The following is an 11695-nucleotide window of genomic DNA, read 5'->3' as shown; positions in this document are numbered from 1 at the left end:
TTGTCGCCGGCCATTATGACCGACTCACGCCCCAGCTTTTCCACTCAATGAACTGTCCGAATTTCCGGAGCCACCTCTGCGTATCGGATGTACCTCCCGCATCACGCATGAGATCGAGGTAATCCTCGTTCATGAACACTGCCGCATCAACTTTCCGGGCCTCGTTCATCGACGGATAGTTGAATGCAGCTACGCGCGGGGTGTTGCCCATCAGATTAGCTGTCTTTGCCAGATTCCCGTCTGCGTAACGCAACGCTCGATCGAAATAGGCCTTGCGGAGACGACTCAAATTCAATCTCATTGGCCGCCCGTCGTCGCCGGTCAGGCCATGACGATCAACCAACGCCCAGATGGCTTCGAGCATCGTTTGTCTTGTGAGGCACGTGACAATCCCCTTCTGCTGTTTCGGGGTACGGTAAAGCCAAACCCGGTTTTTGTATGCAATTGGTGCCTCGCTGACCAGATCCTCAGTTAAACTGATGGCCTGCTGTATCACGGCACCCTCGGCCAGTCCGAAGACCAATTCGTCAGAGGCAAGGCCCATTGGGTCGGTTCTCAACTCACTTTTTACGGATTCCGCCCGGCCGACGCTGGATCTGCGGTGGCTGGATCTGCGGTGCCGACTGCGGAATTTGGCCGTGCAGATGCGAATGGTGCCGGGGAGCAACCCCGGACCCATGGCGTCACGTCGCATTTCCAACAGTGGTGTAACGTTGCTTCCTTGCCGGTGCGCGACCAACAACAATCTCAGCGCCTGCACCTGCCCCTGATTCAGGCTTAGTCGTCCATGGTGGACCGCAACGAGGTCTGTCTTGATTGCAGTGGCCAGACGACCCTGTTCAGCGTCACTGAGGCCCGTACACCGACTTTCGCCCGTCCCTCGTGGAAAAGTCTTGCTCTTGAAGAATCGCGTCGACTCCCCAGCGATGTACCCCTGCGCAAACATTTCCTGCAGAACGGACTTGACTGCTTTGAACCTAGACCGCGTCGTTTCAGGATCCAATCCACCTTGCTGTGCACGCAATCGAATCCATTCGACAAACGCGTCGACGTCCGAAGGTGCAAGGTCTGCAGGCGTCGCCACGCGCGGAGTGTTCTGACCTTCTGTGAGAAAGGTCAAGAAATGCTGAAACGCGTACGCATAACTAACCACGGAACTGATTTCACGCGCTCCCGAGCACAACAAAGACCGGAAACTGCCCAATGCCGACCAAACCCAGGGATCTATTCCACGATTCAGCCAGCCGCTGTAGTCGATATTCCTTACGCTGTTCGTGAACCGTGCCCCCGGGCCCAGCAACGCACCGATGTCGATACGCGCACCGTCTGCTTTCGCACTATGCGCCACGGCTTCAACGCTTGCTTCCGCGAGGCAGAGTTGCTCCTTACGCGCCGCACTCACCTGATAGCATTTCGTCCTTGCCATGTGTCGTCTACCGGCCGACGCGGAACAGGAAAACCACTAGCTCCGGTTACGCGCTGTTCGCAACAATTCGCTTACGTCATAGAGACGATCGAATTCATCCATCATCGCGAGCACCTCTGCGCCCATTAGCCGCTCGATCTGCCGGAGGTACACCATAGTCGTCTGCACGTTTGCATGTCCCAGTCTGTCACGCACGTACATAAGCGGCTCCAAGTCGATTTCGGGATGCGCCCGGAGAAGCAGCAACGTATGGATGGCGTAACTGTGGCGCAGCATCAATGGACGGATCGGAAAGCCAACCTTGCGCCCCAAATCCGCCATAACCTTGTGCGCCGACCCCTTCTGATATGCCTTCCCGGTCACCGTCAGGAGGAGCGTCTTCGGGTCGCTGTCCGGCACGACGTCGCGGTTTCGCTCGAACTGAGCGTACGCATGCATTTCCTCCATCAAACTATACGGGACGTGTACCGTCCGACGCTTATCGAACTTGGTTTCCATGTCATGCGGATCGAGTGACACTTCAATAAGCGTGCCGCGCGTTAGATCGGGCCGCGTAAGTGTGTCAAATACATACGCTAGCGGGAAAGTGCGCGCTTCAACAGACCGCAAGCCGACACGCGCCATCAGGTCAAACAGCAAACGTTGTGGCGTAGCTCGGATCGCTGCGCGCGCCGCTCTAATTTGGTCAGCCGTGAGGAACACCGGTTCCTTTTCCCATTCGTCCAGTAGTAGGGTCGGCCGTCCCTCCATTGGACTGTCATCTGTCACATCAGCGATATCATCTTCATACCAGTGAGGCTTGGCCTTCGAGTAGGTGAAAGGCAATTGCTGCAGCATCTGACAATCCCTCGCCCACCGGTACATTCCCATGACGGTTGCCAGCCTGCGGTTGATGGTCCCCGAGTCCAGCTTCAAGTCTTGAGCCAGCCAATCGCGATAGACGCGCACAACGCTCTCGCCTTCGGAGCGAAACGGCAAGTTCCACGCGAACTCATTAGCATGAAGAAATCTGGCAAAGTCCCACAAGTGTCGCCCGTAGTTTTCCCACGTCTTGAGGTCAAGTACTTTGCCTTGGTCCAACAGGCGCCAGCGCAGATGGTCATGAAACGGCTGCGCTGGCCTCATGTCATCGCCCAGTATCAGTGGAAATCCCGGACGGGGACGTCCCGCGTAAATGAAGTCCTTCGTAGTAAAGACCAGTCTCACGATCTCGGATCCGTGACGTAGCTATACTTGACACGCATGCGGTCCGCGCGACCAATATGGCGCAATCTCAGCCTGACATTGACGGACGATGCTCAATGTTCGCAGGGCCCCGGCCGTTCTCGCCACATGCTGCAGCGGCGAGGTAGCCAGAGCAGATAGTCTCGTCGTCCAGAGTTCCGCAGCCGGGCTCTTGGTTCGCAGCCGTTGCCCGCTTCCACTCCGACAATGTAGTCGAGACTACCGGCGATGCAAGGAAAATGATTCCTGGCCCCGGTTTCTGTCTTGGATCGACTGTGCTGTTTTCGTCTTAGTTTGGGCCTTGCCTGCAAGGCCCGTCCGCGGCCTCGCCAATTGCATGTTTCTGCAACTCCGATCGGTGAGCGGCGAGTTTGTTGTCAACGCTGTAGCCAAAGTCACAGCTTAGACGGGCGCAAGATCTCGACCCACTTGGACCTCACGCGACAAGGTATTTCGTGGTGTTCTGCGACGCTCCGCAGACGTCACTGCACGACAGGGCACGAAGCTTCAACCGGCCATCGTCGACGACCATCTCACGCGGGCTTATCGCAAGCTCGATCGTTGGACTCGTGGCACGGCATGGGCGATGTGTTGTTAGACCTGCGGATTTTTTTGGCGGCCGGGCACCCCCCCGTGGATTGCCTAGGCACGGCTGGTCACCGAAAGCAAATTGTTAATTATGTAACTTCGCGGGCCGCGGCGGGGCTTGTTACATTTAGAAATGTAACAGCCCGAACCGACGATTGGCCCATTACTATCGCTGGCTATTTGATCTGCTCGACCCTTTTAACTAACGGATTGTGGTTGACCATCCAGTCGGCCGTATCGAAGAACGAATGCAAGAGACGCTCGCGCAGTGGCTCGGGCAGGCCGACGTCTTCCATCGCCCACGCCATGCAGCGCAGCCACTGGTCGCGCTCGCTCGATGCGATCTGGAACGGCAGATGCCGCGCGCGCAGACGCGGATGGCCGAAGCGGCTGATGTAGTGATCAGGGCCGCCGAGCCAGCCGCACAGAAACCAGAAGAGCTTGTCGCGCGAGCCTTCGAGCGTCGGCGGATGCAGCTTGCGAATGCCGGCGAAATCGGCTTCGAGGTCCATCAAGTCGTAGAAGCGGTCGACGAGTTCGCGCACGCGCGCCTCGCCGCCCACGAGTTCGAAGGCCGTCGGCTGCGACGGGGCTTCGTCAATCGGATCAGTCATACGGGCAACTACACATTCAAGAGGAACACAAAAGGCATCGCGCATTCGCGCCGATGCATCAAAGGACGCGCGTTTCTCACGCGTCGCGCAGCGATTGCAGCGCGGGCCGCATCAGCACGTGACGCAAGCTGATCCAGCCGCCGACGGCCGCGCACGCGACGCCCGCCGCGATGCCCGTCGGCGGCAGCCACGGATTGAATTCGATGGTGAAATCGAACACACGCGTCGCGAGAATGAAACCGATCAGCTGCGAACCGAGCGCGGCCATCAGCCCCGACAGCGCGCCGACCACGACGAACTCCGCGATCTGCACCGCCCGCACCTGCCGGTGCGATGCGCCGAGCGCGCGCAAGAGCGCCGATTCTCGCATACGCTCGTCGCGCGTGCCCGCCAGCGCCGCGTACAGCACGAGCACGCCCGCGACCAGCGTGAACGCGAACAGGAACTGCACCGCGCCGATCACCTGGCCGATCACGCGCTGCACCTGCGCGAGGATCGGCGCCGTATCGATCGCGGTGAGGTTCGGATACTGGCCGATCAGCCCGTCGATCACCCTGTGCTGCTCGGGCGGCACATGGAAGCTCGTGATGAACGTCGCGGGATAGTCCTTCAACGCGGCGGGCGGCATCACCACGAAAAAGTTGACCTTGAACGAACCCCAGTCGAGCTTGCGCACGCTCGTCACGGGCGCCTCGATCTGCAGGCCCGTCACGTCGAAGCGCATCGTATCGCCGACCTTCACGTTGAGCAGCTTCGCGAGTCCCTGCTCGATCGAGATCTGCGGCTTCGCCGCATTGCCGTACCACTCGCCCGACACGATCCGGTTGTCGTCGGGCAACTGCGTCGTGTACGACAGGTTGAACTCGCGATCGACGAGACGCCGCGCGTCCTCGCTCTTGTAGTCGTTCGGGTTGACGGGCTTGTCGTCGATCGCGACCAGCCGGCCGCGCACCATCGGCGCAAGCTCGATGCCCGCAAAGCCGTGCGCGCCCAGATATTGCGTGACGGTATCGCGCTGGTCGGGCTGGATGTCGATGATGAACTCGTTCGGCGCGTCGGGCGGCGTCGAGCGATGCCAGCCTTCGATCAGGTCGTTGCGCGTCATCGCGATCAGCAGCAGGCACATCAGGCCGATCGCGAGCGCCGTGATCTGCAGCGCGCTCGCGTTCGCGCGCCGCTCCAGCGACGCGAGCGCATAGCGCCAGCCGACGCCGATATGAAAGCGCTCGCTGCGCACGATGCGCGACAGGCTCCACAACGCGACGCGCGCGATCAGCGCGAACACCAGGAGCCCGCCCGCGAAGCCGCCCGCAACGATGCCGCCGAGCTTCAGCTCGCCCGCCGCGAGAATCAGCAAGCCCGCGAACAGCGCGATGCCGAGTGCGTACGCGGCCCACGCGGTGCGCCCTTCTTCGCCCCACTCGCGGCGCAGCACGCGCACGGGCGGCACATGCGTGAGCGGCAGAAGCGGCGGCAGCGCAAAGCCGATCAGCAGCACGAGACCGGCCGCGATGCCTTCGAGCGCGGGCCAGATGGTCGGATACGGCAGCGTCACGTCGATCAGGCTGCCGAGCCACCAGAAGAGCGCGAGATGCCCGCCGAAGCCGAGCACGACGCCCGCCATGCCGCCGAGCAAACCGAGCCCGGCGAATTCGAACACGAACAGCGCGCGCAAGGTCCGCTGGCTCGCGCCGAGGCAGCGCATCGCCGCGCAGCTGTCGAGATGCCGCCGCATGTAGCGATGCGCGGCCATCGCAATCGCGACGGCGGCGAGCAGCGCCGTCAGCAGCGATACGAGCGTGAGAAAGTGGCTCGCGCGATCGAGCGTCTCGCGCACCTGCGGCTGGCCGTCCCGCAGCGACTCCAGCGCGACGCCGCGCATCTTGCCGTCGTCGACGCGCTCGTGCGCCCACGTCGCAAACGACGCAACGGGCTTGTCGCCGCCCGCCACCAGGAGCCGGTACGTGACGCGGCTGCCGTAGCCGAGCAGTCCCGTCGACGCGAGATCGTCGGCACGCATCATCAGACGCGGTGAAAAATTGACGAACGCGAAGCCGCGGTCCAGTTCGCGCGTGATCAGCGCGCCGATCGTGAAGTCGCGCCCGCCCACCTTGACCTTGTCGCCGATATGCACCTTCAGCGCGTCGAGCAATTGCTGATCGACCCACACGTCGCCGGGCGGCGGAATGCCGCGCACTTCGCGGTCGGGCGCGCCTGGCGAGAGCGCGATCCGCAACCCGCCGCGCAGCGGATAGCCCGGCGACACGGCCTTCACCGCCGCGAGCCGCGAAACGGGCTGCGCCGCCGTCGAGTTGACCATGCTGGGGAAAATCGCCGTCGTCGCCGTTTCGAGGCCGAGCGTCCTGGCCTGCTGCGCGAATTGCCCATCGACGGGATGATCGGCGCGCACGACGAAATCGGCGGCGATCATGCGCCGCGCGTCACGTTCGAGACCTTGATGCAGACGGTCCGCGAGAAAGCCGACGCTCGACAGCGCCGCGACGGCCAGCACCAGCGCGAACAGCAGCATCGTCAGCTCGCCCGCGCGCCAGTCGCGCGCCGTCATGCGTAGCGACTGGTGCAGCAGATGGCCAAGCGACAGCCGGTGCGCGGATGCGGGCCGCTTGGGGTGTTCAGGCGGGAGCTCGGGGGGAGCCTGGGTGGTGACGCGTTCGGCTTCGCTCAATCGTGTCGGCTCCTCGCGAGTCGCGACACCATGTGCGTCGCCATGCCGCGAAAGCCGCCCTGCACGCCGCGCCACAGACGCGGCAGCGCCCAGCTCGCGAGCACCAGAAAGCCCACGAGCAGCACGAGGAACAGCACGGGAACGAACAGCGCGAGCAACAGGCCGCCGAACACGAGCCCGTCCTCGGCCGCCGACGTGACGACGTTCGACACCGGCTCCGGCGACAGATTGATCAGCGCGCGCGTGCCCGCCTTCGTCAGATGCGACGCGCCCGCGAGCGTGCCGCCCGCCAGCGCGGCGATCGTCATCAGCGACGGATCGGCGTGACCGAGCGCGCCGACGGCCAGCACGGCGCCCGCCGGAATGCGGATGAACGTGTGGATCGCGTCCCACAGAGAATCGAACGCGGGAATCTTGTCGGCGAGAAATTCAGCGAGGGTCAATATCGCCGCGGCGCCGATCACCCACGGCGACTGGAGCACGGACAGCGTATCGGGCAGATGGATGATGCCAGCGCGTCCGAAGACGCCCGCGATCAGCACGGTCAGGTACAGACGCAAGCCGCTGCCCCACGACAGGCCCGCCGCAAGCGAAAGAGGTTCAAGCATGGCCGCCTCCGAGGCGCGCGTCGCGTGCCGTCAGTTCCGGCAGCCTGCGCTCGGGACCGGGAAGCCAGGAGGCTCCGCCGTGCCGAAGCCGCCGGATCCGCGCATCAAGGCCGCGCGGAGCAATTTCAGGATGATTTCCGTCCCATTATAGCCACGTCAATTCGACGGCCGCACGGGCTATGCAGGCATTTGTGGCACGTTTGCGGCATTTTTTTGAGCGGGTGTGCAGATGCCGGGCAGACGACAGTCGGGCGCAGGCCGATGACCGGCCGCCACGCCGAACGACGGGCGCGCTCAGTGCCCCGACGACAGCTTGAGCCCGATCAGCCCGACGACGATCAGCACCGCGCTGCCGACGCGCGCGGCCGTGACGGCCTCGCCCATCATCACGATGCCGAAAATGAACGCGCCGACGGCGCCGATGCCCGTCCAGACGGCGTAGGCAGTGCCGAGCGGCAACTGGCGCATGGCCATCGCGAGCAGCGCGAAGCTGCCGAGCGCCGTCACGACGGTGAACACCGACGGCCAGAAACGGGTGAAACCTTCGGATGACTTGAGACCGGCCGCCCACGCGACTTCCAGCAGACCGGCGATAAAGAGAAGTATCGAACTCCCAGTGTGAGTGGGGCCGTCCCCGTTGAAAGCGGATGCAGCAAGGTCGTCCCTGCCGGGCGGCATTATATCAAGACAGGCACCATTTCGCCGTTTGCCATACGCCGGCGGATATGGCGATGCAGCCGCCTCAGACGACGCCGACGAGCCGGTAGCCGACGCCCGTCTCCGTCACGATGTGCTCGGGCTGCGCGGGATCGCGTTCGAGCTTCTGCCGCAGATGCGCCATGTAGATGCGCAGATAGTGATGACTTTCGACATGCGACGGCCCCCACACGTCGCGCAGCAGTTGCCGGTGCGTGAGCACGCGGCCCGCGTGGCGCACGAGCGTCGCGAGCAGCCGGTATTCGAGCGGCGTCAGATGCACGGGCTCGCCGTCGCGCGAGACCTGGCGCAGCGCGAGATCGACGATCACGCCGCCAAAATGCACCTGCGGCGTTTCGTTCGCGCCGCCCTGGTTGCGCCGGCGCAGATGCGCGCGAATCCGCGCGAGCAGTTCGGAGACGCCGAACGGCTTGGTCAGATAGTCGTCGGCGCCCGCGTCGAGCGCGGCCACCTTCTCGCTTTCCTGGGTGCGCGCCGACAGCACGATCACGGGCAATTCGCTCCAGCCGCGCAGTTCGCGGATCACGTCGAGGCCGTCGGTGTCGGGCAGGCCGAGGTCGACGATGACGAGATCGGGCTTGCGCGTGGCCGCTTCGATCAGCCCCTGCTTGCCCGTCGGCGCGTCGTACACGACGATGCCCTCGCCTTCCAGCGACGCGCGCACGAAGCGGCGGATCTGCTGCTCGTCCTCGATCAGTACGACGGTGATGCTCAGGTCACTCATGAATGGGTATGCGGATGCGTGTCGGCTTGTCGTCGATTATGCGGGTCCGGCGCTTTTTGCGTGTCGGGCGCGGGCGTTGCTCCAGGCGCGGCATCGGCAGATTCGGCCGCATCAGCTGGCTCTGGCAGCGCGGATGCGGCATCGTCGGGCCCGGGCGGCGGCGTCTCGACGGGCAGCGTGAACCAGAAGCGCGCGCCCTCGATGCGTCCATCGGCGGCGACGCGGTTGGCCGCGCCGATTCTACCCCCATGCGCCTCGGCGATCGCGCGGCAGATCGCGAGCCCAAGGCCGATGCCTGGCTTCGCGGATTCCTTCTCGCCGCGCGTGAATTTCTCGAAGATGCGCGTTTCCATGCCGTGCGGCAGACCGGGGCCCATATCGTCGACGCTCACGCGCACGAACGGCTTGCCGTTCTCGTCGATGCGCTGCGCGCCGATCACGAGCGGCGTATCGGGCGGCACATACTTCGCCGCGTTTTCGAACAGGTTCGCGAAGAGGCGCTCCACCAGCACGGCGTCGAGTTGCAGCAGCGGCAGATCGGCGGGCAGCGCGACCTGCACGGGATGCCGCGCGAGCGTGCGCTTGCAGTCGCGCAGCGCAGAGCCGACCGTCTCTTCGAGCAGCGACCATTGCCGGTTCAGCTTCAGGCTGCCCGCCTGCAGACGCGCCATGTCGAGCAGGTTCGTGACGATGCCCGTCATGCGCAGCGCTTCTTCGTGGATCGCGTCGACGAGCTCGCCTTGCGCGGCATTCGCGCCCTCCGCGTGCGCGTCGCGCTGCGCGGCGAGCATCGACGAAAAGCCGACGATGGCCGTGAGCGGCGTGCGCAGATCGTGTGAAATCGCCGAGAGCAGCGAATTGCGCAACCGCTCGGACTCCATGTTGACGAGCGCATCGCGCGCGATATCGACGTAATGCACGCGCTCCAGCGCCAGCGCGATCTGCGCGGCAAACGCGTCGAGCATGCGCTGCTGCTCGGGAACGTCGAGTTCGCGTTCGTCCTGCGTCGAGACGGCGAGCACGCCGCGCGTGCGCATCGGCGCGCGCAGCGGCAGATAGAGCGCCTTCGCGGCAGGCAGCGTATCGGTGCCGTGGCCCGCCGGCTTCTGCTGGTCGTAGACCCACTGGCCCACGTCGACATCGAGGGAAGCGGCATCGAGCATGATGTTCACGTCGGGATCGTCGATCTTCTGCTTCACCTGATCGGCGCTATCGGGCAAGAGCACCGCGACGCGCGCGCGGAACACCTCGCTCACGTGCCGGCTGCCGATGCCGACGATCTGCTCCGTCGTCAGCGCGGCCGCCAGTTCGCGCGCCATCGCGTACATCGCGCTCGTGCGCTGCTCGCGTCGGCGCGCGACGCTCGCTTCGCGCCGCAACGTCGACGTCAGATGGCCGATCACGAGCGAGGTCAGCAGCATGCCGAAGAACGTCAGCAGGTATTGCGTGTCGCTGACGGAGAACGACATGCGCGGCGGCACGAAGAAGAAATCGAACGCCGCGACGGAGAGGAACGACAGCATCACGCCCGGCCCGCGGCCGAGCTTCACCGCCGTGAAGATCACGCCGAGCAGATACAGCATCACGAGGTTCGCGAGATCGATGCGGTCGATCAGCTGGCTCGCGACCAGCGTCACGCCCGCGCAGATCGCGAGCGCCCATGCGTAGCTGCGCGGCGGCGAATGGCGATCGCGCGCGACGCTCAACGCTTCGCGCCATGCGCGCACTTCTGCGTCGGCGCGGCGGTCGCGTGTCGGTCCCTGCGCCGGTCCAGTTTCATCACTGCTCGCGCGGATCAGCGTGAGGTCGAGATCGCTTGCGCGTTCCGCGAGGCGTTCGCCGAACGGCCGGCGCAGCCAGCGTGCGAAGCCCATCGCCGCCGAGCCGCCCGCGACCAGCTTCGACACGTTGCGCACGCGCGCATAGCCGATCAGCGTCGAGACGGCGTCCGCGCCCGCGAGCGTCGCCGTTTCCGCACCGAGTTCGGCGGCGAGCTTGAGCGCGTCGAGCGTGCGCTTGCGGTGCGCATCCGGTAGACGCTGCAGCTTCGGCGTCTCGACATAGGCGGCGATCCAGTCGGCCTTCAGGCTCGCCGCGAGACGCGCCGCCGCGCGCACCAGCAGCGGCGCTTCGGGGCCGGGCCCGACGCACACCAGCAGACGTTCGCGCGCCTGCCAGATGCGCTGGATCGAACGGTCCGCGCGGTACTCGCGCATCTGCGCATCGACGCGATCCGCCGTGCGCCGCAGCGCCAGTTCGCGCAGCGCGATCAGATTGCCCTTGCGAAAAAAATTGCGCACCGCGCGCTCGGCCTGCTGCGGCATGTAGACCTTGCCGTCGCGCATGCGGTCGAGCAGTTCTTCGGCGGGCAAGTCGACGAGCGTCACTTCGTCCGCACGATCGAACACGCGGTCGGGCACGGTCTCCCACACGCGGATGCCCGTGATCTGGCCGACCACGTCGTTGAGGCTTTCGAGGTGCTGGACGTTGACCGTCGTATAGACGTCGATGCCCGCGTCGATCAGTTCGTACACGTCCTGCCAGCGCTTCGCGTGGCGCGCGCCCTGCACATTCGAATGCGCGAGCTCGTCGACGAGGATCAGTTGCGGCTTGCGATCGAGCGCGGCATCGAGATCGAACTCGGCTAGCAGCCTGTTGCGATATTCGATGCGGGCGAGCGGCAGGACTTCGAGGCCTTCGAGCAGCGCCGCTGTTTCGCCGCGGCCATGTGTCTCCGCGATGCCGACGACGACATCGACGCCCTCTTCCTTGCGGCGGCGCGCGGCGAGCAGCATTGCATAGGTCTTGCCGACGCCCGCCGACGCGCCGAAGAAAATCTTCAGCTTGCCGCGCTGGCGTTTTTCTTCTTCGCGCTGGAGTTTGTCGAGGAGTTCGTCCGGGTCGGGGCGGGGCATGGTGTATCTGTTTGCACTTCCGTGCGGGTATGGTGACAGGTTTTATTCGTGTCTGCGACGGCCTTTTTGTCGTGGTTGTCTTAGCGTGCCGCTGGCATCCGCGATTGCGCCTCGCGGCGCGGGCGTTGCCCCTGTGCGGGGCGGCACTCACTTTCTTTGCCGCCGCAAAGAAAGTAAGCAAAGAAAGCGGGCT

General features: G+C 64.5%; 8 protein-coding genes. All 8 read right to left on the bottom strand.

Translation table 11 applies throughout. The features are described from left to right. Nucleotides 1-13: 13 nt before the first annotated feature. Nucleotides 14-1426, bottom strand: coding sequence for a site-specific integrase (locus tag BN2476_RS12945; RefSeq protein WP_087734555.1), 1413 nt, complete (start codon nt 1424-1426; stop codon nt 14-16). Between the two features lie 36 nt (nt 1427-1462). After that, on the bottom strand, nt 1463-2632 hold the full coding sequence (locus tag BN2476_RS12940; protein ID WP_087734554.1) for a tyrosine-type recombinase/integrase: 1170 nt from the start codon (nt 2630-2632) through the stop codon (nt 1463-1465). Between the two features lie 782 nt (nt 2633-3414). After that, nucleotides 3415-3852, bottom strand: a complete 438-nt coding sequence (locus BN2476_RS12935; protein ID WP_087734553.1) for a group II truncated hemoglobin — start codon at nt 3850-3852, stop codon at nt 3415-3417. Between the two features lie 76 nt (nt 3853-3928). Beyond that, nucleotides 3929-6418: an ABC transporter permease gene (locus tag BN2476_RS12930; RefSeq protein ID WP_087734552.1), complete on the bottom strand. Its 2490-nt coding sequence runs from the start codon at nt 6416-6418 to the stop codon at nt 3929-3931. A 116-nt stretch (nt 6419-6534) separates the two neighbouring features. Next, a complete protein-coding gene (locus tag BN2476_RS12925; protein WP_087734551.1) occupies nt 6535-7146 on the bottom strand; it encodes a DUF4126 domain-containing protein in 612 nt (203 codons plus the stop codon). Nucleotides 7147-7440: 294 nt separating this feature from the next. Beyond that, nucleotides 7441-7824, bottom strand: coding sequence for a DMT family transporter (locus BN2476_RS12920; protein ID WP_087734550.1), 384 nt, complete (start codon nt 7822-7824; stop codon nt 7441-7443). 64 nt (nt 7825-7888) lie between these two features. Beyond that, nucleotides 7889-8587, bottom strand: a complete 699-nt coding sequence (kdpE, locus tag BN2476_RS12915; RefSeq protein WP_087734549.1) for a two-component system response regulator KdpE — start codon at nt 8585-8587, stop codon at nt 7889-7891. After that, a complete protein-coding gene (locus BN2476_RS12910) occupies nt 8584-11502 on the bottom strand; it encodes a DUF4118 domain-containing protein (protein ID WP_087734548.1) in 2919 nt (972 codons plus the stop codon). Before BN2476_RS12910 ends, kdpE begins: the two co-directional genes overlap by 4 nt. Nucleotides 11503-11695: the final 193 nt, after the last annotated feature.

Source organism: Paraburkholderia piptadeniae, assembly GCF_900007165.1.
Taxonomy (GTDB): Bacteria; Pseudomonadota; Gammaproteobacteria; order Burkholderiales; family Burkholderiaceae; genus Paraburkholderia; species Paraburkholderia piptadeniae.
The sequence above is the reverse complement of the archived record's forward strand: the minus strand, read 5'-3'. Positions and strand labels throughout refer to the sequence as shown.